Source organism: Micromonospora sp. NBRC 110037, assembly GCF_001652995.1.
Classification (GTDB): Bacteria; Actinomycetota; Actinomycetes; order Mycobacteriales; family Micromonosporaceae; genus Micromonospora; species Micromonospora chalcea.
In genome coordinates this window covers 39,629-64,264 of the sequence record NZ_BBVA01000008.1, presented here as the reverse complement: position 1 = coordinate 64,264, position 24,636 = coordinate 39,629, and the positions used below count along the sequence as shown (strand labels likewise).

Genomic DNA, 24,636 nt, shown 5'->3' with positions numbered 1-24,636 from the left:
CGCCCAGCTTGCCTGATTGACGATCAAAGCGCCTGGGTATGTCGATGTGTGCCGCTACCTCATCCATGGCCGCGGCGGGCAGGAAACGCCAGCAGGACGCCAAGGAGGCGACGTCATGGGCATCGGTGCCAGCATCTTTCTCATCGCGCTCGGCGCGATCTTCGCGTTCGCCGTCGACGCCAATCTGGGATGGCTGAACCTCAACGTGGTGGGCTGGGTGCTCATGCTCGCCGGCGTCGCCGGCCTGCTCACCACGCTGTACTTCTGGAACAGCCGCCGCCGGGTCGTGGCCGCGCCGGTGCGTGAGCGGGTCGTCGCCGAGCCGGTCGCACCGGTGCGGGAGGACCGCGTCGTACGCGAGGAGTACCGCGAGGTGCGTGGTCCGGGCTCGGGTTACCCGGCCTGATCCCGTACCCCCGAACCCGAGGGCCCCGCAACGGCGCGGGGCCCTCGCGCGTGTCCGGGGCCGGTCCGGCGCGGCGCGACTCGGCTCAGGCGAACAGGGCGAAGTAGATCGCGATGTGGTGGCAGATCGCCGCGACGAGCGTGCAGGCGTGGAAGAACTCGTGGTGTCCGAAGACCGTGGGCCACGGGTTCGGGCGGCGCAGCGCGTAGAACACCGCGCCCACGCTGTAGATCGCGCCGCCCACCGCCAGCAGGACCAGCGCGGTGACGCCGCCGGAGTGCAGGATCTGCGGCAGCATGGCCACCGCTACCCAGCCGAGCGCGAGATAGAGCGGGGCGGAGACCCAGCGCGGCGCGTGCGGCCAGATCAGCTTCACCGCCACGCCCGCGATCGCGCCGCCCCAGACCAGGCTCAGCATGATCGTGGCCTGCCGGGTGTCCAGCAGCAGCGCGCAGAACGGCGTGTAGGTGCCGGCGATGAACACGAAGATCATCGAGTGGTCCATCCGGCGCATGATCTGGTAGCCGCGTTCGGACCAGACCCGCCGGTGGTAGAGCGCGCTGGTGCCGAACAGCCCGCACACGGTGAAGCTGTAGATCAGGCAGCTCACCAGCGGCGCCCAGCCGGGACGGCCGGCGGCGATCGAACAGAGCACGATGCCGCAGACGAGAGCGGCGAAGAACGCGTATGCGTGCAGCCAGCCGCGCATGCGCGGCTTCCCGATGTCGGCCGGCCGGAGCCGGAACGGTGCGGATGTGGTCACATCAACAGGTTACGACAGCGTAGGTTACTTGCAAGTAGTGTGGACCGTCACGTCAGCCGACGGGAGGATGACCGGATGCGGATCCGGCCGGTCGGGACCCACGCCCTGCTGCTCGACTGCGACGACCCCGAGCAGGTCGAGGCATGGCGGGCCGAACTGTGGCACCGGCGCGCGAACGGCGAGCTGACCGCCACCGAGATCGTCCCGGGCGCGGTCACCGTACTGCTCGACGGCGTACCGGACCCGTCCGCCGCCGCCGACCGGATCGCCGGTTGGCGGCCCCGGACCGGCGGCCCCGGCGCGACCACCGCCGAGGTCCGGGTGCCAGTCGTGTACGACGGCGAGGACCTGCCGCGCGTCGCCGCCCACTGGGACACCGACGTGCCCGCCGTGATCGACCGGCTGCGGCGTACCGAGTTCCGGGTCGCGTTCTGCGGATTCGCGCCCGGGTTCGCGTACCTGACCGGGCTGCCGCCCGAGCTGGCAGTGCCCCGGCTCGCCACACCGCGTACCCGGGTGCCGGCCGGCTCGGTCGCGCTCGCCGGCCCGTACGCGGGCATCTACCCCGCCGCGTCACCCGGCGGCTGGCTGCTGGTCGGCCGGACCGACCTGCCGCTGTTCGACGTGCACGCCGACCCGCCGGCCCGGCTCACCCCCGGCACCCGGGTCCGGCTGGTCGACACGCCGTGATCGAGGTACTGCGGGCCGGGGCGCTCACCACCGTGCAGGACCAGGGCCGACCGGGGTGGGCGCACCTCGGCGTACCCCGCTCCGGCGCGCTCGACCCGGCCGCCCTGCGCCTGGCCAACCGCCTCGTCGGCAACCACGAGCACGCCGCCGGGCTGGAGATCACCATGACCGGCTGCGTGCTGCGCTTCACCCGGGCCGTCGCGCTCGCGCTCACCGGTGCCCCGGCCGACGTGGCCGTCGAGTGGCCGGCCGGGGACACCCGGCCGGGCGACGTGGGACTGCCGCTCGCACTACCGGCGGGCGCGGTGCTGCGCGTCGGACCGGCCCGGGCCGGCGTACGCACCTGGCTGGCGGTCAGCGGCGGAATCACCGTCGAACCGGTGCTCGGCAGCCGATCCACCGACACGCTCTCCGGGCTCGGGCCGCCGCCGCTGCGCGACGGGGACCGGCTGCCACTCGGTACCGCGGACGGTCCATCCGCTCCGGTCGACCTCGCCGTCACCCGGCCGGTCCCGGACGAACTGCGGCTGACCGTACGCCCCGGCCCCCGGCAGGACTGGTTCAACCCGCAGGCGCTGGACCTGCTGTGCGGCACCGCGTACACGGTGAGCCCGGACAGCAACCGGGTCGGCGCGCGGCTGGCCGGCGCGGCGCTGCCCCGCGCGGTCGCCGGCGAACTGCCCAGCGAGGGCCTGGTGCTCGGCGCGGTGCAGGTCCCGCCGGACGGCCAGCCGCTGGTCTTCCTGGCCGACCACCCCACCACCGGCGGCTACCCGGTCGTCGGAGTGGTGGACGACGTGACAGCGCTCGCCCAGGCCCGGCCAGGCACTACGGTGACGTTCCATGGACCTCAACGCTGACCTCGGCGAGGGATTCGGAAGCTGGCGGCTCGGCGACGACCACGCGCTGCTCGACCTGATCAGCTCCGCGAACGTCGCCTGCGGCTTCCACGCCGGCGACGCGGCCACCATGCACCAGGTCTGCGCCGCCGCCGCCGAACGCGGCGTAGCGGTCGGCGCGCAGGTCGGCTACCGGGACCTCGCCGGCTTCGGCCGGCGGCACATCGCGTACGACTTCGCCGAGCTGCGCGACGAGACGATCTACCAGCTCGGCGCGCTCGACGCCTTCTGCCGGCTGTACCGCACCCGGGTCCGCTACCTCAAACCGCACGGCGCGCTCTACCACGCGGCGGCCCGCGACGAGGCCCAGGCCGCCGCGCTGGTGGCCGCGATCAGCGGGTACGACCACGAGCTACCGGTGCTCTGCCAGCCCGGCAGCGTGCTCGCGCAGCTCGCCACCGGCGCCGGCCTGCGGGTGGTGGCCGAGGGGTTCGCCGACCGCAACTACCTCCCGAACGGCACGCTGGTGCCGCGCAGCTCCCCCGACGCGCTGGTGACCGACCCGGAGCAGGTGGCCGTCCGGGCGGTACGGATGGCTGTCGAGCAGACGCTCGTCGCCGTCGACGGGACGGTGATCGCCTGCCCGGTCGAGTCGATCTGCCTGCACGGGGACACGCCCGGCGCGGTGCGGTGCGCGGAGCTGGTCCGCGCCGCGCTCATCGACGCGGGGGTCACGCTCACTCCGTTCGCGTGAAAGGAAGGGCCCCTTCTTAACGCCTCCGGTAGAGGAAGGGCCCCTTCTTAACACGCGCTGTCAGGCGTCCATGCCACGCAGGACCAGCGGCACGCGGGTCGCGCCGCCGGTGACCACCCGGACCGGCACGCCCCAGTCCTGCCGCGTCAGGTGACAGGCCGCGTGCTCCACATCGGCGTCGCAGGTCGCCGCCTGGGCGGTCACCTGCAGCACCCCCTGCGCCACGTCGCCGCTGACCACCAGCTTGCGGGACAGGTCGGTGGTCGTGCCCGCGCCCTCGACCAGCAGCTCCGGCGGGGACGCCGAGACCACCAGCCGGGTCGACGGCCCGTACGTCTCGTCGAGCTTCTGCCCCGGCGCCGGCGTGAAGATCACGTCCAGGGTCAGCTCCCCGGCCGCCACGTCGGTCGGCTTGCGCTCCAGCCGGTGCCGGGGGCCGTCCACCGTGTTCGCCCCGGCCGACGTCAGCGCGCCCGGCGCCAGCCGGGTCAGGCGGTGCGCGGCCGACTCGACCACGAGCACGTCGCCCTCGCCGGTCAGCACCAGGTCGCTCGGCTCGGCCAGCCCGTCCGCCACGGTGCCCACCTGGCCCGTCTCCGGGTCGAAGCGGCGCACTGCCCCGTTGTACGTGTCGGCGATCAGCACCGAACCGTCGGGCAGCGCGCACACGCCCAGCGGGTGCTGGAGCAACGCCTGGTCGGCCGGGCCGTCGACGTGCCCGAAGTCGAACAGGCCCTGACCGACTGCGGTGTGCATCTCGCCGCCGGAGACCCACCGGATCGCGCTGGTCTCGCTGTCGGCCACCCAGAGCCGTGTCCCGTCGACGGAGACGGACAACCCGGACGGCTGGGCCATCCACACGTCCGGCAGCGGGCCGTCGCGCAGCGCCTCGACTGTGGTCCCGGCGTACATGCCGGCGGTCCGCTTGATCGGGTCGAACCACCAGAGCTGGTGGATGCCGGCCATGGCGACGATCACCCGATCGCCGTACCAGGCCACGTCCCACGGGGACGACAGGTCGACGGCGCGGGCGTCGTGCGCGTGGTCGTCGACGGTCGAGCGCCACTGCCGCCCGGTGCCCGCGATCGTGACCACCTCGCCGGACGACAGCCGTACGCCGCGCAGCAGGTGGTTGACGGTGTCCGCGACGACCACGTCGTAACCGGCCACCTCGGCCACGTGCGGCGGCAGCAGGCAGAGCCCCTGCGGCTCGGCGAACGTGGCGGCGGAGGCCGGGCCGTCCGTACGGCCCCGGGAACCGGCGCCGATGCGGCGCACCACCGTCTCGCCGTCGGCGGCCAGCTCGACCAGTGAGTGCCGGGCCGAGTCGCTGACCAGCAGGTTCCCGCCGTCGAGCGGCAGCGCCTTGCCGGGGAACCGCAGCACGGTGTCCGGCTCGGCCGGCGGCACGTACGGGCCCTCGCCCCGGTGCAGCGTGCCCTTCGCCTCATGGGTGGCGATCAACTCGTCGATCAGCCGCGCCAGCCCTTCGGCGTGCCCCTCGCCGGCCATGGTGGCGACCACGTACCCCTCGGGGTCGACCACGGCCAGAGTCGGCCATGCCTTGGCCGCGTACTGCTGCCACATGTCCATGTCGGCGTCGTCGAGCACCGGGTGGTGCACGCCGTACCGCTCGACGGCCGCCGCCAGCGCCGCCGGGTCCTTCTCGTGCTCGAACTTCGGCGAGTGCACCCCGATCACGACCAGGACGTCGCCGTACTTCTCTTCGAGCGGGCGCAGTTCGTCCAGCACGTGCAGGCAGTTGATGCAGCAGAAGGTCCAAAAGTCCAACAAGACGATCTTGCCGCGCAGGTCGGCCAGCGTGACGGCCTTGCCGCCGGTGTTCAGCCAGGCCCGACCCCGCAGTTCCGGTGCCCGTACGCGCGCGCTCATGCCCCCATCGTGCCGCACCGGCCGGGTGCGCTCGCGGCGAACCCGGGGTGAACAGAGGCACACCGGAACGGCGCGGAGCGCCCGCCCGGTGAGGGGTGGACGCTCCGCGTACGTGTGGTTACTGGCCGGCCGGCTTCAGGCAGAGTACCCGGGTGGTCCCGCCGTTCTCGACGGAGACGGTGGGCTGCGTCAGATCGGCGCACTTGTCCTTGTTGTCCACCTTCGACACCACGCTGAACGCGCCCTGCTCACCGCAGTCGGCGGGAACGGCGGTCTCGCCGGACTGCTTGACGCAGGAACCGACCGCCGGGTCGAAGCCCGCCGGTTTGTCGTCGCCGACCTTGCCGAGCAGCGTGAGCAGACCGAGCGGTACGGCGAGGATGAGCACCGCCGCGATCAGTACGGCGGCGAGCACCCGTCCGTTGCGTACCTTCGGCGGGGGCGCCTCGGTCTGCGGCTCGGCGGCGTCCGGCTTGAACGCGTCGAACCGGCCCTGCTCCGGCTCACCGGACGGCGCGTCCTGCGACCAGGCCGGCGGGGCCTGCTGTGCCGGGAAGGGGCTCGTCTCGCCCGGCCGGCCCTGGCCGGGCACCGCGACGGAGGCGCGCCCACCGGCCGGCGGGCCGAACTGGTCCGGCTGGCCGCCGAACGGCTCGGGCCGGCCGGCCGGGCTGCCGAACGCATCCTGGCGGCCGTCCTGGGGGCCACCGAACGGGTCCTGATGGCCGCCGGGCGGGCCGAACGGGTCCTGGCTGCCGCCCGGGGTGCCGTAGGGGCTCTGCGGGCCGTCGAACGGGTCCCGGACCGCGCCGGGCTGTTCGCCGCCGGGGTGCACCCCGTTGGCGGGGCGGGTGTTGGCGGGCGGGTCCATGAAGGACGGCACACCGGCCGGGAACGGCGGCGGCGCGGCCGGCGAGGACGGCGGTACGGCGGCGTACCCGTGCGGCCCGTCGGCGTCGTCGGTCCGGGACTGCGGGCCGGGGAAGCCGTTGTCCGGGCCGAATCCGGAGGGCCCGTCCTGCTCGGGGAAGCCGTGACCGTCCTGCTCGGGCGTGTCCTCGGGCTCCGGGCGGGCGGGCCGGCCGTACACCCGGGGCTGCGGCGCCGGGGTGCCGGTCGGCAGGGGCTGGTCGGACGGCGGGGTGACCCGGCTGGTCACCGGGACCGACGCGCTGGCCGAGACCGGGCCGCCCTCCGGAGAGGTACGCGGGCCGGGCACGGAGGCCGACTGCGACTCGCCCCACGCGCCGTCACCGCGCTCCGGCTCGTACCCCTGGGGTTCGGCCGGCGCGGGCGGCTGGTCGGCGGGCGGCGACGCGGCGAGCGCGGCTCCGGGCACGCGCTGCTGCTGCGCCGGCAGCGGCACCGCGTTGCCGGGCGAGATGCCCGGCGCGGGAGCGGGCTGGTACGCCGGGGCGGAGTCCTCGGAGCGGCCCCACGCCTCGGCGGGCGACCACGGCTCGGCGGCCGGTACGGCCGGGCGGTCGTTCTGGTTGCCGCCCCAGCCGGCGTCGGGCGCCGGTACGGAGACGCTCGCGCGGGCCGCCGGAGTATCGACCGGTGCGGCGGCACCCCAACTGGGCTGTGCCGGCTCCTCGGCCGACCGGCCGCTCTCCTGCTGCTGCGGCACGGACGCGGCGCCGCTCCAGGCGCCGGCCTGCTCCTCGGAGTCACGCTGCTGCGGTGCGGCGGGGGCGCCCCAGCCACCGGGCTGCCGGCCCTGGTCCGGCTCACCCCAGCCGCCCGGCTGTGCCGCCTCGGCGGGGCCGACGGCGCGGCCCGCGGCCCAGCCGCCGGAGCGGTCCGGGTCGTCGGGGCGGGCGGGCTCGTCCCAGCCACCCGGCCGGTTCTCGGCCTGCGGGGCGGGCCATCCGCCGTCGTGCTGTCCACCGGTCGGACGCCAGCCGCCCGAGCGGTGGGAGTCGTCCTCGGAAGCGGCGGAGCGGTTGTCCTGATCGGACTGCTCCGGAGTGGACCACGCGTTGTCCGGCCGGGTGACGCCGGGCACGGAGACCGCGGCGGCGGCACGGGCGGGCGGGTCGGCCGGCGGCCAGGTGGCGCCGGTCTGCTGACCCGGAGGTGCCCAGGCCGGCTGGCTCTCACGCGGCGTCCAGCCGCCGGAGCGGCCGGGGTCGTCGGCCGCGGCGGGCTGCTCGTCGCGCGGGTTCCAGCCGCCGGAGCGGTTCGGATCCTCCGGCGGCGCGGCGGGGGACCAGCCACCGGCGTGTCCCGGGGCGTCGTCGTGCTGCCCGCCGGTGGGCGCGAAGCCGCCGGAGCGGTGCGGGTCGTCCGGCGGGGCGGGCGTGACCCAGGTCTCGTTCGGCACGGTGGCCGGGGCGGGGACGTAACCGGTGCTGCGGGCGGCCGGGTCGCCGGACGGCGACCGGGCCGGCTGCTCACCGGAGCCCCACCCCTGGCGGTTCTGCTCGGCGGCCCAGGCCGGCGCCGTCGGCTCGACCGGGCTGCCCGGCGGCGTGGCGGCCCACGCGGGCGGCGCCGGGTCGGCGGCGCGGTCCGGGCCGGGCTGCTCCTGAGCGCCCCACACGGGACTGCCCTGGGCGGGACCGGCCCAGGCGGGGGCGCCCTGGTCGGTGCCGCCCCAGGCGGGCTGCTGCCCACGGTCGGCGGGCGGTGGGACCTGGGCGGTGGCCCGGCCGGTCACCGGCTGGCCCGCGGGCGGGGCCCAGGCGGGGGGCTGTTCGTCGTTAGCGGCCCAGGCCGGGGCCGGCTGCGCGGGCCGACCGGCCGGCGGGGGCGGCGCCCAGCCGAGGTCGGGCGCTCCGTTGTACCCGTTGTCCTGCTGCGCCGGCTGATCGCCGTACGGCACCGGTCCGCCGGTGCCCGGCGACACCTCGCCCGGCTCCTGGCCGGGGCGGTGCGGAGCCTCGGACGTCATGGGTGCGCCTCCTCCATCACAGGTCGGCCGCCGATGCCGGTCCGGGGAACCGTCGGCATGGCTGCCGGCGTCGCCGGCGGGTACCGGCCGTGCGGGCTCCCCGCACCGTATCCGGTGGTTGCCCGGAGCCGCCCGGGGGAGCATCGGCCGTCACCGAAAGTCACCGGACGACGTCGATGGGTTTCACTTGCCCGCGTCGGCCCGGAACCACCGGTTGGCGACCGTGCCAACCGTACCGGGCGGTGCGGCGAGGTGGAATCCCGGTGCCGACCGATGCCGATACGCCGAAGACCCGCCCGGTGTCGGGCGGGTCTTCGGACTGGAGGAGGTGAGAAAGGTCTGTGGCGTCAGCTCATGTGACGCTGGGCGATGGCGAGAAGCTCCTCGCGGACCGCGGGCGAGTTCGCGGAACGCAGCGCGTGCTCGATGGCGCGGGCGCGGCGGTTGGCGTCGCGGCGGGTGCGGATTCGCTCGATCATGCTCATCTTGGGTCTCTCCTCCTGGCTATTCGGTTGTCAGCCCCTTGATGTCTCTATTTAAGCGCACCAGGCCGCCCATCGCCATCGATTATTAGGTGAGCTGAACCACGTACCTAAGGATCGTAGGTCAGCCTGCCCTCAGATCCTATGATTCCGTTCCCGAAACGGTTACGGCCGGTGTGCCGGGCGTTCACCCGTGGCACACCGGCCGTGACCGGAGCGGTGGTGCGTCAGGTCCAGGCGAGCAGCGCCGCCTCCGGGTCGGCCAGGAAGTCCCCGATGTCGCGGAGGAACTTCGAGCCCAGCTCACCGTCGATGATGCGGTGGTCGAAGGAGAGGCCGAGCGTGGTCACCAGGCGCGGCTTCACCTTGCCCTTGTGCACCCACGGCTGCTCCCGTACCGCGCCGAAGGCGAGGATCGCCGACTCGCCCGGGGGCAGGATCGGCGTACCGGTGTCGACGCCGAAGACGCCGACGTTGGTGATGGTGAACGTGCCGCCGGACATGTCCGCCGGGGACGTCCTCCCCGACTTCGCGGTCTGCACCAGGTCCGTCATCGCGTCCGCCAGCTCGCGCAGCGAGAGCCGCCCGGCGTCCTTGATGTTCGGCACGATCAGGCCGCGCTCGGTGGCCGCCGCGATGCCGAGGTTGACGTACTCCTTCACCACGATCTCGTCGCCGGCCCAGGTCGAGTTGACCATCGGGTGCCGCTTGACCGCCAGCAGCACCGCCTTGGCGACCAGCAGCAGCGGCGAGACCCGCACGTCGCGCCACTCCCGCCGGTCGCGCAGCCGGTCCAGCGCCTTCATCGCCCGGGTCACGTCGACGGTCAGGAACTCCGTCACGTGCGGGGCGGTGAACGCCGAGCGGGCCATGTTCTCCGCGGTGAGCTTGCGTACCCCCTTGACCGGGATGCGCTGCTCGCGGTCCGCGCCGAAGCTCGCGGCCGACGCGGCCGGCGTCGTGACCGTCAGCGGCTCGGCCGCCGCCGGGGTCGCGGTCGCCGCCCGCTGTACGTCCTCACGGGTGATCGAGCCGAGCGGACCCGAGCCGGTCAGCGTGGCCAGGTCGATGCCGAGGTCCTTCGCCAGCTTGCGGACCGGCGGCTTGGCCAGCACCGGACCGGAGACCCGGCCGTTGCCGTTGACCGCCGGGGCGGGAGCGGGCGGGGCGGGCGCGACCGGCGCGGGCGCCACCGGGGCGGCGGCCTGAGCCGGTGCCGGCGCGTCACCCTTGCGCGGGCGGCGCTTGGCCGGGGCGTTGCGCGGGCCGTAGCCGACCAGCACGGCGGTACGCCCACCCGGGGCCACACCACCGATCAGGCCCGGCTCGACCATGCCCTCGGCGGGCGCGACCTGGACCGCGGCGAGCGACGCGGCAGACGGAGCGGGCAGGTCCGACGCGGGGGTCGCGGTCGTCGACTCCTCGATCGGCCCGGCGCCCGGGTCGGTGTCGATCGCGATGATCGGCACGCCGACCTCGACAGTGGACCCCTCCGGGTGGAAGATCGCCTGCACCCGGCCGGCCCACTTCGCCGGGATCTCGACCGCCGCCTTCGCGGTCTCCACCTCGACGATCGGCTGGTTCAGCTCGATGTCGTCGCCGACCTTGACCAGCCAGGCGAGGATCTCGCCCTCGGTCAGGCCCTCGCCCAGGTCGGGAAGGTTGAACTCCTTGATCCGGGACATGCCGCTCACCAGCCGAACGTGCGGTCGACGGCGTCGAGCACCCGGTCCAGGTCGGGCAGGTACTCCTCCTCCACCCGGGCGGCCGGGTAGGGGGTGTCGAAGCCGGTCACCCGCAGCACCGGGGACTCCAGGGAGTAGAAGCACTCCTCGGTGATCCGGGCCGCGATCTCCGACCCGAGACCCAGGTTGCCCGGGGCCTCGTGCACCACCACGCAGCGGCCGGTGCGCCGCACCGACTCGTACGCCGCGGTCAGGTCCAGCGGCGAGATCGTGCGCAGGTCGATGACCTCCAGCTCGCGGCCGTCCTCGGCGGCGGCGGTGGCCGCGTCGAGCGCGGTGCGCACCATCGGGCCGTACGCCAGGACCGTCGCGTCCGTGCCGGGCCGCGCGACCCGGGCCGAGTGCAGGGGGTACGCGTCGGCGATCGGCGCGTCCAGGTCCACCGGACCCTTCTCCCAGTAGCGCCGCTTCGGCTCCAGGAACACGATCGGGTCGTCCGACGCGATCGCCTGCTGGATCATCACGTACGCGTCCTGCGGGTTCGCGCAGCTCACCACCTTGAGACCGGCGGTGTGCGCGAAGTACGCCTCGGGCGACTCGGAGTGGTGCTCGACCGCGCCGATGCCGCCGCCGAACGGGATGCGGATGACCATCGGGATCCGCACCTTGCCCTGCGAGCGGTAGTGCATCTTCGCCACCTGCGACACGATCTGGTCGTACGCGGGGTAGACGAAGCCGTCGAACTGGATCTCGCAGACCGGACGGAAACCGCGGATGGCCAGGCCGACAGCGGTGCCGATGATGCCGGACTCGGCCAGCGGGGTGTCGATGACGCGCTGGTCGCCGAAGTCCTTCTGGAGGCCGTCGGTGATCCGGAACACGCCGCCGAGCTTGCCGACGTCCTCGCCCATGATGACGACCTTCGGGTCGTTCTCCAGGGCCCGCCGCAGGCCGGTGTTCAGTGCCTTGCCGAGGGTGAGCGTCTCCGTGGCCATCAGTGCGCGCTCCCCTCGAAGGACTCCATGTACTGCGTGAACCGGGCCCGCTGCTCGTCCAGCTCGGGAGAGCCGTTGGGGTAGACGTGGTCGAACATGCTCACCGGCTGCGGGTCGGGCATGGCGAGCACACGCTCGCGCAGGTGCACCGACTCGGTGCGGGCCTGCTCGTCGACCTCGGTGAAGAACGACTCGTCGGCGATCTTCTGCTTGGTCAGGAACGCCTTCATCCGGGCGATCGGGTCCTTCGCCTGCCACGCCTCGACCTCGCTGGCGATGCGGTAGCGGGTCGGGTCGTCGGAGGTGGTGTGCGCGCCCATCCGGTAGGTGTACGCCTCGATCAGGCTCGGGCCCTGGCCGTTGCGCGCGTTGTCCAGCGCGTGCCGGGTCACCGCGTACGACGCGAGCACGTCGTTGCCGTCCACCCGGACGCCGGGGAAGCCGAACCCGCCGGCCCGCCGGTACAGCGGCACGCGGGTCTGCCGCTCCAGCGGCTCGGAAATGGCGTACTGGTTGTTCTGGCAGAAGAACACCAGCGGGGCGTTGAAGACGCTGGCCCAGACGAACGACTCGTTGACGTCGCCCTGGCTGGTGGCGCCGTCACCGAAGTAGGCGATGACCGCCTCGCCGTCCTCGCCGCCGGTCTTGCCGTCCATGGCGACACCCATGGCGTACCCGGTCGCGTGCAGGGTCTGCGCCCCGATCACGATCGTGTACATGTTGAACTTGAACTCGTTCGGGTCCCAGCCGCCCTGGTCGACGCCGCGGAACAGGCCCAGCGGCATGATCGGGTCGATGCCGCGGCAGTAGAGCACGCCGTGCTCGCGGTAGGTCGGGAACGCCATGTCCTGCGTACGCAGCGCCCGGCCGGAGCCGACCTGCGCCGCCTCCTGGCCCAGCAGGCTGGCCCACAGTCCCAGCTCGCCCTGGCGCTGCAGCGCGGTGGCCTCGGCGTCCAGCTTGCGGACCAGCACGAGGTCGCGGTAGAGCCCGCGGTACTCCTCGTCGGTGAAGTCGACGCGGTACTCGGTCCCGTCCGGGCCGAGCGCGGTCTCGATCCGCTCACCTTCCGGCGTGAGCAGCTGTACGAGTTCCGGTTCACCGGCCGCGGCGGCGCGCCTGGTGCGGGGTGCGGCCCGCTTGCTGCGGGTGGCGGCCCCGGGGTCGCCCTTTGCCATCCGTCTCTCCCTGTCTGTCTGCGCCGGCGCCGGGGGTTACCCGAGCCGAGCACCTCGTGCGCCCGCCCGGCTGATGCCGGGTCGGTCCCTGGCGACCGCGCCTGACCCCGGTAGGGGTTGCCGCGCGGCGTGAGCCGGAGTCGGTCGGGGACAGACCCAGGCCCGGGAGCGCCGGCGCCGTTCCGCACCAGCCGCGGGGTACGCGGAGGTGGCGGCTGCGTTGCCGTCGTGTCTGAATGATTGCAGAGGAGGTGAGCGGGCCCACAGTATGGCCTCCTTGGTGGGTGAGGTTCCATCGTCTTCATGACGGATAGCCGTCTTTGTCCCCAGTGGCGGGATCGGCTGACGTACAAAATGTGTGTCGACACGCGGTTGCGACTGGTGAACTGAGCGTCACTGGGTCAAGCTTGCGGTGAGCTGTTGCGCGGCATTTGTCCGAATATCCGCGCGTGCTCTCCCGTCCCCGTTCGCGCGTGAGGAGTGTGCCGGTGTCCGAACCAGAGGGTCCCCCCGGCTCACCCTTCCTCGGCCGGCACCGCGCGCTGCCCGCCTCCCCGTACCGCCGGGTCGTCGGCGCGCACCGCGCCCCCGGCGCCGGCGCCCCCAGCCGGGGCTACCTGCTCACAGTGGCGCTGCTCGCCGGCACCGCGTCGATGCCGATCCTCGCCGCCATCAGCACCGGATCGGCGACGGTGGGCAACAGCGCGCTCCCCGACACCAGCACCCCGTTCCTGCCGACACCCTCGATCGGGCCGGTGGTGATCCCGCCGCCCCAGGCGACCCAGCCCGCAGTGCCGTCCACGCCCACCCCCGACGTCACCTCCGTACCCCCGGCGCGGCCCGTCCTCCCGGCCGCGCCGAGCCTGCCCGACGACAGCGACCTCGCCGCCCGCCACCGGTCCCGCCCGGTGGCCGCGCCGCCGCCACCGTCCACGCCGGTCCGGCCCACCCCGGTCCGCCCGCCGCACCCCTCGCCGGTGCCCTCACCGTCGCCGTCGCACCCGCCGTCCGACCCGGGTACGCCGACGCCCGAGCCGAGCCCCAGCCCCGAGCCGTCCGCCACGTCCGTCGAGCCGACGCCCTCGGCAGGTTCGTCCGACCCGTCCGGCCCATCGGGTACGTCCGGTCCCGCTGATCCGTCGGGTCCTGCCGAGCCGACCGGTTCCGCTGGGCCGTCGGGTTCCGCCGAGCCGTCCGGTCCCGCCGAGCCGTCGGGTCCTGCCGATCCGTCCGGTTCTGCTGGGCCGTCGGGTCCTGCCGGGTCGTCCGCCGCGTCCGCTCCTTCCGGCCTGGTCCGCCCATCGGTGTCCCGCGCCTCATGATCGACACCACTTCGGCGTAGTGGTGTGGTCCCGGCCGGTCTGATGCAGCCACCTCGCCGAGGTGGTGTCGATCAACGAGGTCCGGCTGGTCAGGGCATCGGCAGGCGCATGATCGACACCACTTCGCCGTGCTGGTGTCGATCAAGGAGGTTCGGGGAGGCCCCTCGCGCGGGGACCCAGGGCCGCATGATCGACACCGTTACGCCGTGCTGGTGTGGTCCCGGCCGGCTCGATGCAGCCACCTCGCCGGGGTGGTGTCGATCAACGAGGGGCGGGGCAACCGAGGGCCGGCGCCCGCATGATCGACACCACTTCGGCGTAGTGGTGTGGTTCTGGCCGGGGTGATGCCGCCACCTCGCCGAGGTGGTGTCGATCATGCGTGTGCGACTGCCTAGGCCGGGTCGTCGGTCAGGCGGTGGCGGTTCGCCTCGATCCAGGCGTTGAGCGCCTCCGGGTCGTCCGGGTCCACGCCGTCCGCCATCAGCTGGGCGACCGCCGCGGTGGCCGGGCTGCGCCGCTCACCGGTGCTGTAGAGCCGCGCGAACTCCGGGACCATCTCGGTGATCGCCTCGTCCGTCCGGGCGGCCGCCGACTGCGACAGTCCGCGCTGCCGGGCCGCGTACGCCGCCCAGGCGCGCAGCACCCGGGGCAGCATCGCCGCGTCGTCCATGTCCAGCACGGCCCGGCGGTGCACCCAGTCGAGCAGGAACAGCTCGGCGACCATCGGGCTCCACCGCATCGGGTCGGCGTCCGGGAAGCTGGCCGCGTGGTCGAGCAGCAGGCCGAGGCAGAAGTGCAGCGAGGCCAGCTCGCCGTCGGCGACCTCGGGCAGGCCGAACCGGGACGCCTCGGGCGAGTCGAGGAATGCGCGTATCAGGCGGGTGCGCTCCTCGTCGGTGGGCGGCGGCACGACCGCCGGACCGGCCGGCGGGGTCGGCCCGGGCAGCGCGGCCAGCCGTGCGCCCACGAGCGCCCGGTCGGTGGCGAGCGAGCCCTGTGCGGGCAGCTCGGCGAGGTCGTCGGTGACCGCCAGGTGGCGGCTCACCTCGGCGTGCATCCGGGCCGGGTCCTCGGTACGGAACCAGGTGAACTCGTCCTCGGTGCAGATCTCCCGGGCCTGCTCCACGATCCGGGCCGCCGGGCCGCCGACGAAGACGTCCTTGGTGATGCCGATGTTGTGGTCGACCAGCGCCACCAGCGCGTGCTCCGGCCCGCCCTGTTCCTCGTCGTCGTACGCGAACGTGGCGAGGTAGGACGTCTGGTCGCCGTACACGTCGCCGTACGCCCAGGCGCCTGTGACGTGCACCCGGCCGAGCTGGCCGGCCCACGTCGGGGCGTACGCGCCGGGCCGGACCCGGGCGGCGCCCTCGGCGTCGGGCACCAGGGCGGCGAAGACGGCGCGCAGTGTGGTCGCGGCGGCGCTGCGCCGCCGGGACGTGGCGGCGAGGAAGCCGGTGACGAACTCGCGGACGGCCTGTTCCCGGTCGTGCTCCGCGACGGCGTAGACGCTGCCCAGCAACGCGGCGCCGAGCATCTCCGCGTCCAGGGCCGAGTCGAGCCTCGTCACGTCGCGCGCGGCGTGCAGAACCGCGTCGTAGGGGGTCTGTGGCGTGGCCATGCATCGACCCTACGCCGCGCGGGCCGCCCCCACACCGGTCAGCGCGCCGGGTTCAGCGCCGCACGGCTTCGCGCAGCGCCTCCCGGGCCGTGCCGTAGCGGGTCAGCACCGCCCACACCGGGTCCAGCACGTACTTCTCGCCGACGCTGCCCACCGACGTGAGCAGGCGTCGCTCGGCCCGCGCCCGGGCCCGGCGGGCCGCCCACCCGACCACCGGCCGGGTCAGCGCCGCGATCAGCAGCCCGGCCAGCAGGCCACCGAGCAGCAGGACCGTCGGCCACGGCACCACGCCGAGCGTGGGGTGTTCCAGCGGGGGCAGGCCGAGCAGGCGCACCGCGTACCCGAGGAGCAGCCAGACCAGGCCGGCCAGCGCGGCCAGGGTGACCACCCACTGAAGCGCGCCGACCACCCGCCACCAGGCCGGCCGGCGGTCCATGCCCAGGTCGGTCGCGGCGACCGCGTGGTCGAGCGCGCCCGGCAGGTCGGCCTGCCGGGACCGGGCCGCCGCGGTCACCGCGGCCGGCCACGGCGCCGGCAGACCGGCGCCGTTCCGGTCGGCCACCGCGCGGATCGCCAGCGTCAGCGCCGAGCGCTGCGCGGCTGTCGGATCGGGTACGGAGGTGGCCGCGACCAGGCTGTCCGCCGGCGCGTCCGGGTCCCGCCCGGGCAGGTGCAGCCGGCGCAGCGGATCGGGTCGTAGCTTGCGCCAGCTCCGCAGCAGCGGCCAGCCGGTGTTGCTGACGGCCCGGTGCCGGTACGCCCTCTCGACCGCCGCCGCCACAGTCGGCACCCCGGCCGCCCCGGCCAGCGCCCGGTTCAGCTCCTGCGCCGAGGCGTCGCCGGGTTTGCTGCTCGGCGGTTCCGGCCCGACGAGCGGTTCGAGATCGGCCACCACGGCGTCCACGTCGCCGGAGAGCCGGCGCAGGGCGGCCTGCCGTTCGGCGACCGTACGCTCCAGCTCGGCCCGCAGGCCGCTCAGCCCGTTCGGGTCGACCGCTACCGTGGGCAGCAGCGGCACCCCGCCCAGCCCGTCCTCGTCGAGCAGCCGGCGCAGATCCTCGAGGACCTTGGGCAGCTCGGTCGGGTGCAGCCGGTCGGCCTGGTTGAGCACCACGACCGTGACGTCCTTGTGCCTGTGGAACTCGCGCAGATAGCTGGTGTGGATCACGCGGTCGGCGTACTTCTGCGGGTCGACCACCCAGACCACCAGGTCGACCAGGCCCAGCAGGCGGTCGACCTCCAGCCGGTGACCGTGCTGCACCGAGTCGAAGTCGGGCAGGTCGAGCAGGACGAGGCCGTGCAGCGTCGACTCGTCGTCGGCGTCAAGCGGGCTCTCCCGGACGAACCGGTGCCGGGGCAGCACGCCGATCCAGTCGAGCAGCCGGACCGCGCCGTCCAGCGGACCCCACACGCAGGCGTGCGCGACGCCGGTGGTCGGCCGGCGCACCCCGACCGGGGAGAGGTCGAGCCGGGCCAGCGAGTTGAACAGGCTCGACTTGCCGCTGCCGGTCGCGCCGGCCAGCGCGACCACCGTGTGCCGGCCGGAGAGGGCGAGCCGGTCACCGGCCCGCTCGACCACCGTGTGCGCGGCGACCAGTTGAGCGTCGGGCACATCGCCGTCCACCGCGGAAAGGAACCGCTGGATCGCCTGGAGGCGCTCGATCAGCACGTCCGGGTCGACCCGCTGCTCGCCGCGCAGCGCGTCCCGCATCCGTCCGACGACGTTACTCACTGGCGTCCGTCCTGCTCGGGGCTCGGGAACAAGCCGCTCCGGTGCCGGGCCCGCTCGACCTCCAGGGCGGCCCAGCGCAGCGCCGCGCCGGCGTTGTCGGCCGGGCGTTCGGCCTCGGTGCGGGCCAGGAAGCGCTCGGCCTCCTCGGCCAGCAGCTTGCCGGTCCGGTCGAGCAGGTCGATCCGGGCCTTGCGGGCCAGGTTCCGCACCGCCTGGTCGCCGAAGATCGCCTGGAGCACGGTCTGCCCGGCGACCGCCGTGCCGGTGCCGGCGGCGACCTCCAGCCCGGTGGGGATGAACGCGGTGGAGGCGAACACGCCGATCATGACGGCGAGGCCGGTGGCGTTCACCGCGTACGCCGCAGTGCGGGCCACGAACCGCCGGTCGCCGCCCTCGACCCGGACCAGTTCCAGCACGCCGCGCTGCCAGTCGCGGACCAACTGCTCGGCCCGCTCCGGCAGGTCGGCCGAGGCGTGGGCCAGGTCCGGCTCCAGCAGCGCCGCGCCGGCCGGGTGCGCCTTCCAACCGGTGTACGCGTTCTCCGCCGCCTCGGCGGCCACGCCGCGCAGCAGCGTGACGAGCTGCGACTCGATCGCGGTACGCAGTTCCGCGGCGGGCGCGGGCCGCCCGGTGACCGCCGCGACGACCCGGTCCCGCAGCCGGCCGATGCGTGCCTCCAGGCCCCGGAAGAACTCGCCGGTGCCGATGAACTCCTGCCAGCGGGCCAGCACCTCGCCGCGCAGCAGCCGGCCGTCCCGGAGCCCCTGGTCGACGCTCCGCTCGGCGCCCCGGTACGCGGCCCGTACCCGTTCGTCCAGCGCGTCGGCCGCGGTGCACTGCTCGTCGGCGGCCTCGGCGAGCGCCTCCACCACCGGGTGCAGCGCGGCCAGCGCGCCGTCGAGCGTCTGCCGGACCACCGCGGCGCGGGCGTCGGCGTCGGCGGCGAGCCGGGCGAACCAGTCACTGAGCGGGGCGGTGATCCGGTCCGGCAGCAGCCCCTGCCCGTCCACCCAGGTCTCCGGCAGCACGAACAGCGGCGCGGCGCCCAGCTCCTGCTCGGCCAGCATCTCGGACAGGTGGGCGGCGACCTCGTCGGCGGCCTCCGGGGGGACCCGGTCCAGCACCATCGCCACTGCGGTGCCCCGGGCGCGGGCGCTGCGCAGCAGCTCCCAGGGGACGGCGTCGGCGTACCGGGCGGCGGTGGTGACGAACAGCCAGAGGTCGGCGGCGGCGAGCAGTTGCCCGGCGAGCGCCCGGTTGGCGTCGACCACCGAGTCGATGTCGGGCGCGTCGAGGAAGGCCAGGCCGGGCGGCAGCGCCGGTGCGGTGACCAGGTGCAGGGTGCCCGGCTGCTCGCTCGGCTCGGTGGTCCGGGTCAGGCCGGGCAGCAGCTCGCCCTGCCGGAACCAGGCCGCGTCGGTCGGGCTGCACACCAGCACCGGGGAGCGGGTGGTGGGGCGGAGCACCCCGGCCGCGCTGACCCGTGCCTGGACCAGGCTGTTGACGAGCGTCGACTTGCCCGCGCCGGTGGAGCCGCCGACCACCACCAGCAGCGGGGCGTCGAGCCGGGCCAGCCGGGGAAGCAGGTAGTCGTCGAGCTGGTCGGTGAGGCTCGTGGCGGCGTGCCGGGCCGGCTCGGCCGAGGGGAGGGCGAGCGGGAAGCGGGCCGCGCCGATCGCCGACCGCAGGCCGGTGAGCGCGGCGGGCAGGCCCTCCGCGGCGTGCGCAGGCTGGTCGGCGCCGGTGGTGGCTCCGGTGCGGGCTGCGACGGCGGGCGCGCCGGCACGGGTGGCGGAATCGCCATGCGTCGTCACCGCTAAAGCGTGCCCGACCGACGCAAGGTAAGACAACCGGACAGTAGTAACGGTCGGGTTGCGCCGGGTCGGCTCAACCTCGACTTGCGGATTGGCGATGGCGTGGCACTATTGAGTCAAGTTCACTCAACTTGTGGTGCGGTCGCTTCCGGGCGGCCCTCCCGGGCAGGCCGTCTGACCTGCTCACCCGTTACGAAGCGAGGAAGCGAACATGGCACGTGCGGTCGGCATCGACCTCGGCACGACGAACTCCTGCGTCAGCGTTCTCGAGGGCGGTGAGCCCACCGTCATCGCCAACGCAGAGGGCTCGCGTACGACTCCCTCGATCGTCGCGTTCGCCCGCAACGGCGAGGTGCTCGTCGGTGAGGTCGCCAAGCGCCAGGCGGTGACCAACCCCGACCGGACCATCCGCTCGGTCAAGCGGGAGATCGGCACCAACTGGACCGTCGACATCGACGGCAAGAAGTACACCCCGCAGGAGATCTCGGCCCGCACGCTGATGAAGCTCAAGCGGGACGCCGAGGCGTACCTGGGCGAGCAGATCACCGACGCGGTGATCACCGTCCCCGCCTACTTCAACGACGGGCAGCGCCAGGCCACCAAGGAGGCCGGTGAGATCGCCGGCTTCAACGTGCTGCGGATCGTGAACGAGCCGACCGCGGCCGCCCTGGCGTACGGCCTGGACAAGGGTTCCAAGGAGCAGACCGTCCTGGTCTTCGACCTCGGTGGCGGCACCTTCGACGTGTCGCTGCTGGAGCTGGCCGAGGGCGTGGTGGAGGTCAAGTCCACCAGCGGTGACAACCAGCTCGGCGGTGACGACTGGGACCAGCGCATCATCGACCACCTGGTGAAGACGTTCCGCGGTGAGCACGGCATCGACCTCTCGCAGGACAAGATGGCCATGCAGCGGCTCAAGGAGGCGGCCGAGAAGGCCAAGATCGAGCTGTCCGCCGCCACCACCAGCAACATCAACCTGCCGTACATCACCGCCGGCTCGGCCGGCCCGCTGCACCTCGACGTGACGCTCAGCCGCGCCGAGTTCCAGCGCATGACGCAGGACCTGCTGGACCGCTGCAAGGGCCCGTTCGAGCAGGCCGTCAAGGACGCCGGCATCAAGATCTCCGACGTCGACCACGTCATCCTGGTCGGCGGCTCGACCCGGATGCCGGCCGTCACCGACCTGGTCAAGCAGCTCACCGGCCGGGACCCGAACAAGGGCGTCAACCCGGACGAGGTCGTCGCCGTCGGCGCCGCGCTCCAGGCCGGTGTGCTCAAGGGCGAGGTCAAGGACGTCCTGCTGCTCGACGTGACCCCGCTGAGCCTGGGCATCGAGACCAAGGGCGGCATCTTCACCAAGCTCATCGAGCGCAACACCACCATCCCGACCAAGCGCTCCGAGGTCTTCACCACGGCCGACGACAACCAGCCGTCGGTGCTGATCCAGGTGTTCCAGGGCGAGCGGGAGATCGCGGCCTACAACAAGAAGCTCGGCACCTTCGAGCTGACCGGCCTCCCGCCGGCCCCGCGCGGCGTGCCGCAGATCGAGGTCACGTTCGACATCGACGCCAACGGCATCGTGAACGTGCACGCCAAGGACCTGGGCACCGGCAAGGAGCAGAAGATGACGATCACCGGCGGCTCCTCGCTGCCGAAGGACGACATCGAGCGGATGCGCCGGGACGCCGAGGAGCACGCCGACGAGGACAAGCGCCGCCGCGAGGAGGCCGAGACCCGCAACGTGGCCGAGGCGCTCCAGTGGCAGACCGAGAAGTTCCTCGCCGAGAGCGGCGACAAGCTGCCCAGCGAGAACCGTGACCAGCTCAACGAGGCGCTCGGCGAGCTGCGCAGCGCGCTCGGCGGCCAGGACATCGAGAAGATCAAGTCCGCGCACGAGAAGCTGGCGCAGGTCTCCCAGCAGGCCGGCTCGCTGCTCTACGCCCAGCAGCAGGAGGGCGAGCAGGCGGCGCCGGGTGGCGCGGCCGGGCCGGGCGCCGGCGCGGGCGCGGGCGCGACCGGTGGCCCGAAGGCCGGCGGCGACGACGACGTGGTCGACGCGGAGATCGTGGACGAGGACAAGAAGTGACATCCGGTCCCGGACACGATTCGCACGGCAGAGGGATGAGGTAACCGCATGACGGACAAGCCACGCGCGGCCGACCCGGGTGCCACCGGGTCGGCGGGCGCCGGCAAGGACGCCGGCGACGAACCCCGGGTCGTCATCCGCGACAAGCGCAAGCTCGGCAAGGTGACCGAGCAGCCGGCGAACGACGCCTCGGCGGCGGACGCCGCTGCCGACGCGCCCGCCGAAGGGCTGGTCGAGGAGGCCGAGGTCGTGGTCGACGAGATCGGCGGCGAGGCCGAGGTCACCGGGCCGACAGTGGTCGACTCCCCGGCCGAGCCGAGCGGGGAGACGGAGGCGACCGCGCCGCTCGGCGCCGAGCTGGAGTCGCTCCGCACCGACCTGGAGGAGCGCACCCGCGACCTCCAGCGGGTCACGGCGGAGTACGCCAACTACCGCAAGCGGGTCGACCGGGACCGCAACCTGGTCCAGGAGCAGGCCACCGGCACTGTGCTCAGCGCGCTGCTGCCGATCCTGGACGACCTGGACCGGGCCCGTGAGCACGGCGATCTGGTGGGCCCGTTCGGCAGCGTGGCCGAGCAGCTCACCGCCGCGCTGGGCAAGTTCGGCCTGACCGCGTTCGGCGAGAAGGGCGACCCGTTCGACCCGACCCGGCACGAGGCGGTGGCGCACCAGACCTCCGCCGACGTGACCGAGTCGACCTGCGTACAGGTCATGCGCCGCGGTTACCAGCTCGGCGAGCGGCTGCTGCGGCCCGCCATGGTCGCGGTCGCGGACCCGGAGTAGTGCCGACCCGTGACGTCCCGCCCGCCCCCACCGGGCGGGCGGGACGGCCGGGCTTCGACCCGTGGAAGGGGGTGGACCGGTGAGTTCCAAGGACTGGATCGAGAAGGACTACTACGCCGCGTTGGGCGTGGAGAAGTCCGCCTCCTCGGACGAGATCAAGAAGGCGTACCGCAAGCTGGCCCGGGAGTCGCACCCGGACCACAACCCCGGCGACACCGGGGCCGAGGAGCGGTTCAAGACCGTCTCCGAGGCGTACGCGGTGCTGGGCGACGAGAAGAAGCGACGCGAGTACGACGAGATGCGCTCGCTGTTCGGCTCGGGCGCCTTCCGCCGCAGCGCCCGCGGCGCGGGCCAGCCGGGCGGCGTGCCGTTCGACGTCTCCGACCTGTTCGGCGGCGGCGCGGGCGGCGGGGACACCCGGTTCGGCGGCGGCGGTTTCACCGACCTGTTCAGCTCGATCTTCTCCGGCGGCGGGGGTGGCGCGGCGCGTCCGCGCGGTCCGGCGCGGGGCCGGGACGTCGAGACCGAGGTGGCGCTCGATTTCGAGGATGCGGTACGCGGCGTCACGCTGCCGCTGACGCTGCGCGCGCCCGGCGTCTGCGACACCTGCCACGGCAACGGCGCGAAGCCGGGTACCCAGCCGGTGGCCTGCCCGGTCTGCCACGGCGCCGGCGTGACCACCCGCAACCAGGGGTCGTTCAGCTTCTCCGAGCCGTGTCGCAACTGCCAGGGCGTCGGCACGATCGTCGAGGAGAAGTGCCCAGAGTGCCACGGCACCGGCGGTGTCACCAAGACCCGCACGCTGAACGTGCGCTTCCCGGCCGGGGTGGCCGACGGGCAGCGGATCCGCCTGGCCGGCCGGGGTGAGCCCGGTGAGCGGGGCGGCTCGGCGGGCGACCTGTTCGTGCAGGTGAAGGTCCGCCCGGACGAGCTGTTCGGGCGTACCGGGGACGATCTGACCCTGAACGTCCCGATCACGTACGCCGAGGCGGTCCTCGGCACCGACCTGCGCGTGCCGACCCTGGACGGGACGGTGACGCTGCGGGTGCCACCGGGTACGCCCAGCGGGCGGGTGCTGCGTGCCCGCGGCAAGGGCGTCGTACGCAAGGACGGCCGCGCCGGTGACCTGCTGGTCACGCTCGACGTGGTGGTCCCGGCGAAGGTCTCGGACGAGGCGCGGGCGGCGCTGGAGACCTTCGCGGAGCAGACTCCGCCCGCCGCGCGGGAACATCTCGACGCGCGGGTACGTCGATTCAGTTGACGGCGGCAGCGGAGGTGAGCGGGCATGTCGGAGGAGTACGTCGGCTCGGGTGACCCGGCCTACGAGGCCAAGGTGTTGATGATCTCGGTGGCTGCGCGGATGGCGGGGATGCACCCCCAGACGCTGCGCCAGTACGACCGGCTGGGCCTGGTGCAGGCGGGCCGGGCGTCCGGCGGTGGTCGCCGGTACAGCGTCCGGGACGTGGTGCTGCTGCGCGAGGTGCAGCGGCTCAGCCAGGACGACGGGATCAACCTGGCCGGGGTCAAGCGGATCATCGGGTTGGAGCGGCTGCTCGAAGAGGCACAGCAGCGGGTGGCCCGGCTGGAGGCGGAGCTGGACGCCGCGTACCGGCGGATCGCCGAGCTGGAGTCGCTCGGTGGCTTTGCCCGCGGCGACCTCGTGCCGACCAACCGCACGTCCACCGCGCTCGTCGTCTGGCGACCACGCCGCGCTCCCGACCGCTGACCTTTCACCGGAAGGCCGGCGCGCCCCGCTCCCCCGGGGCCGCGCCGGCCTTCGTACGTCCGGCCCTCGTGCGTCCCTGGTTCGGGGCGCTCGTCGGGGAAAGCGGGATGCGGCAGGGCGCTGTCGACTAGGCTCGCCGGTAGGGCCGAAACCCCTAAATCGGACGCCGAGTTGGCAGGGGGAGCCATGGCGGAACCGGCTAAGAAGGTGGCGGAACGCGCCGAGGAACGGCTGGAGAAGGTGGCCGAGAACGTCCGCGAGCGGTTCGACCGGGTCACCGAGGGACGCTTCAGCGACAAGGTCAAGGAAGGGCGCTTCGCCGACCAGACGGACCACGGCGTGGACCGGGCCCGGGACGACGAGAGGCGCAAGAAGCAGGGCGGGTCGACCTGACGATCCGCCGACGTGCGGGCCGGGATCCACGGGGGATCCCGGCCCGTTCGCCGTTCAACCCGGCGACGTGTCAGAGGCGGCGGTTCTCGCGGACCAGGCCGCCCTCGCACCAGTCCCGGTAGACGAACAGGTCGGGCCGGGCGAGCAGCACGCGGCTGTTGTGCGCCCAGTTGCGCATCAGGTCGTCACCGGCGCGTTCGGCCTGCTCGACAAGCTTGCGGAACCGGCGTTTGGGATGGGCGCGGAAGTTCGTCCGGATGCCGTCGGCGGCGTAGATGTAGAGGCAGTGCAGCGCGAACCGCCGGGCCGGGCAGCGCTCGTCCATCGCCAGGTCGAACAGCGTCTGCACCAGATGGTCACCGGCGACCAGCAGGTCCCAGTCGGGCGGCATCGAGGTCAGCGGCACCGAATCCGGTTGATAGGCCCACGCCCGGAGTTCGGCGGGCGAGGGATCGACCGGATTGGCGAAGCCGTGGAACGTATCTTCCTGCACGCTCACCGGCCGACCTTCCGCTTGCGCTGGCGGGGGCACCGGCCACCCGCGGACCCTGGCTGCTGGGCCGAAACGTTAACGCGGCTGAGCG

At 73.7% G+C, this 24,636-nt stretch carries 21 protein-coding genes; 9 read left to right on the top strand and 12 right to left on the bottom strand.

All coding sequences use genetic code 11. The features are described 5' to 3' along the window. Nucleotides 1-115 precede the first annotated feature (115 nt). Nucleotides 116-406, top strand: coding sequence for a DUF6458 family protein (locus tag A4R25_RS22430; protein WP_030500523.1), 291 nt, complete (start codon nucleotides 116-118; stop codon nucleotides 404-406). Between the two features lie 85 nt (nucleotides 407-491). Here the strand turns inward: A4R25_RS22430 and A4R25_RS22425 are convergent, their stop codons facing one another. Then, complete coding sequence (locus A4R25_RS22425) at nucleotides 492-1,169, bottom strand: hemolysin III family protein (protein WP_030500524.1); 678 nt, start codon at nucleotides 1,167-1,169, stop codon at nucleotides 492-494. Between the two features lie 75 nt (nucleotides 1,170-1,244). Between A4R25_RS22425 and A4R25_RS22420 the strand changes: the two genes are divergently transcribed. Genes A4R25_RS22420 through A4R25_RS22410 form a run of 3 tightly spaced genes read left to right on the top strand, consistent with a single transcriptional unit; the run spans nucleotide 1,245 to nucleotide 3,452 of the window. Further along, entirely contained in the window at nucleotides 1,245-1,859 is a 615-nt protein-coding gene (locus A4R25_RS22420; RefSeq protein WP_064447970.1) for an allophanate hydrolase subunit 1, read from the top strand. Next, nucleotides 1,856-2,719: a biotin-dependent carboxyltransferase family protein gene (locus tag A4R25_RS22415; protein WP_064447969.1), complete on the top strand. Its 864-nt coding sequence runs from the start codon at nucleotides 1,856-1,858 to the stop codon at nucleotides 2,717-2,719. The genes A4R25_RS22420 and A4R25_RS22415 overlap by 4 nt, the downstream gene beginning before the upstream one ends. Continuing rightward, nucleotides 2,703-3,452 carry a LamB/YcsF family protein gene (locus A4R25_RS22410; RefSeq protein ID WP_043327589.1) on the top strand — a complete coding sequence of 250 codons (750 nt, stop codon included), beginning with the start codon at nucleotides 2,703-2,705 and terminating at the stop codon, nucleotides 3,450-3,452. The genes A4R25_RS22415 and A4R25_RS22410 overlap by 17 nt, the downstream gene beginning before the upstream one ends. 60 nt (nucleotides 3,453-3,512) lie before the next feature. On the opposite strand, the gene A4R25_RS22405 is transcribed toward A4R25_RS22410, so the two are convergent. The 10 genes from A4R25_RS22405 to A4R25_RS22365 form a co-directional block, all read right to left on the bottom strand. Further along, nucleotides 3,513-5,345 (bottom strand): NHL domain-containing thioredoxin family protein, encoded by a 1,833-nt coding sequence (locus tag A4R25_RS22405; protein WP_064447968.1) that lies wholly within the window; start codon nucleotides 5,343-5,345, stop codon nucleotides 3,513-3,515. Nucleotides 5,346-5,463: 118 nt separating this feature from the next. Beyond that, nucleotides 5,464-8,241 carry a hypothetical protein gene (locus A4R25_RS22400; RefSeq protein WP_064447967.1) on the bottom strand — a complete coding sequence of 926 codons (2,778 nt, stop codon included), beginning with the start codon at nucleotides 8,239-8,241 and terminating at the stop codon, nucleotides 5,464-5,466. Between the two features lie 347 nt (nucleotides 8,242-8,588). Beyond that, nucleotides 8,589-8,726 (bottom strand): hypothetical protein, encoded by a 138-nt coding sequence (locus A4R25_RS31555; RefSeq protein WP_013283356.1) that lies wholly within the window; start codon nucleotides 8,724-8,726, stop codon nucleotides 8,589-8,591. 224 nt (nucleotides 8,727-8,950) lie between these two features. Continuing rightward, nucleotides 8,951-10,408, bottom strand: a complete 1,458-nt coding sequence (locus A4R25_RS22395; protein WP_043330772.1) for a dihydrolipoamide acetyltransferase family protein — start codon at nucleotides 10,406-10,408, stop codon at nucleotides 8,951-8,953. A gap of 5 nt (nucleotides 10,409-10,413) precedes the next feature. Then, complete coding sequence (locus A4R25_RS22390) at nucleotides 10,414-11,403, bottom strand: alpha-ketoacid dehydrogenase subunit beta (protein WP_030269708.1); 990 nt, start codon at nucleotides 11,401-11,403, stop codon at nucleotides 10,414-10,416. Next, entirely contained in the window at nucleotides 11,403-12,581 is a 1,179-nt protein-coding gene (gene pdhA / locus A4R25_RS22385) for a pyruvate dehydrogenase (acetyl-transferring) E1 component subunit alpha (RefSeq protein ID WP_030500531.1), read from the bottom strand. The genes A4R25_RS22390 and pdhA overlap by 1 nt, the downstream gene beginning before the upstream one ends. Before the next feature lie 613 nt (nucleotides 12,582-13,194). Further along, nucleotides 13,195-13,644, bottom strand: coding sequence for a hypothetical protein (locus tag A4R25_RS22380; RefSeq protein ID WP_231915604.1), 450 nt, complete (start codon nucleotides 13,642-13,644; stop codon nucleotides 13,195-13,197). A 650-nt stretch (nucleotides 13,645-14,294) separates the two neighbouring features. Continuing rightward, a complete protein-coding gene (locus A4R25_RS22375; protein ID WP_064447966.1) occupies nucleotides 14,295-15,521 on the bottom strand; it encodes a hypothetical protein in 1,227 nt (408 codons plus the stop codon). Nucleotides 15,522-15,573: 52 nt separating this feature from the next. Continuing rightward, nucleotides 15,574-17,232, bottom strand: coding sequence for a GTPase (locus A4R25_RS22370; RefSeq protein ID WP_064447965.1), 1,659 nt, complete (start codon nucleotides 17,230-17,232; stop codon nucleotides 15,574-15,576). Between the two features lie 17 nt (nucleotides 17,233-17,249). After that, entirely contained in the window at nucleotides 17,250-19,067 is a 1,818-nt protein-coding gene (locus A4R25_RS22365; protein ID WP_064447964.1) for an ABC transporter, read from the bottom strand. A gap of 211 nt (nucleotides 19,068-19,278) precedes the next feature. Here A4R25_RS22365 and dnaK point away from each other — a divergent pair, with 211 nt between their 5' ends. The 5 genes from dnaK to A4R25_RS22340 all read left to right on the top strand — a co-directional run bounded on the left by dnaK (nucleotide 19,279) and on the right by A4R25_RS22340 (nucleotide 24,052). Further along, nucleotides 19,279-21,150 (top strand): molecular chaperone DnaK, encoded by a 1,872-nt coding sequence (gene dnaK / locus A4R25_RS22360; protein WP_043327583.1) that lies wholly within the window; start codon nucleotides 19,279-19,281, stop codon nucleotides 21,148-21,150. A 48-nt stretch (nucleotides 21,151-21,198) separates the two neighbouring features. Then, the gene (gene grpE, locus A4R25_RS22355; RefSeq protein WP_043327582.1) at nucleotides 21,199-21,933 is read left to right on the top strand and encodes a nucleotide exchange factor GrpE; all 735 of its coding nucleotides are present in this window, start codon (nucleotides 21,199-21,201) and stop codon (nucleotides 21,931-21,933) included. A gap of 79 nt (nucleotides 21,934-22,012) precedes the next feature. Beyond that, the gene (dnaJ, locus tag A4R25_RS22350) at nucleotides 22,013-23,194 is read left to right on the top strand and encodes a molecular chaperone DnaJ (protein WP_064447963.1); all 1,182 of its coding nucleotides are present in this window, start codon (nucleotides 22,013-22,015) and stop codon (nucleotides 23,192-23,194) included. Between the two features lie 24 nt (nucleotides 23,195-23,218). Further along, complete coding sequence (locus A4R25_RS22345; protein ID WP_030500539.1) at nucleotides 23,219-23,659, top strand: heat shock protein transcriptional repressor HspR; 441 nt, start codon at nucleotides 23,219-23,221, stop codon at nucleotides 23,657-23,659. A gap of 186 nt (nucleotides 23,660-23,845) precedes the next feature. Next, nucleotides 23,846-24,052: a hypothetical protein gene (locus tag A4R25_RS22340; RefSeq protein ID WP_043327580.1), complete on the top strand. Its 207-nt coding sequence runs from the start codon at nucleotides 23,846-23,848 to the stop codon at nucleotides 24,050-24,052. 70 nt (nucleotides 24,053-24,122) lie between these two features. On the opposite strand, the gene A4R25_RS22335 is transcribed toward A4R25_RS22340, so the two are convergent. Next, nucleotides 24,123-24,551 carry a hypothetical protein gene (locus A4R25_RS22335; RefSeq protein ID WP_030500541.1) on the bottom strand — a complete coding sequence of 143 codons (429 nt, stop codon included), beginning with the start codon at nucleotides 24,549-24,551 and terminating at the stop codon, nucleotides 24,123-24,125. Nucleotides 24,552-24,636: the final 85 nt, after the last annotated feature.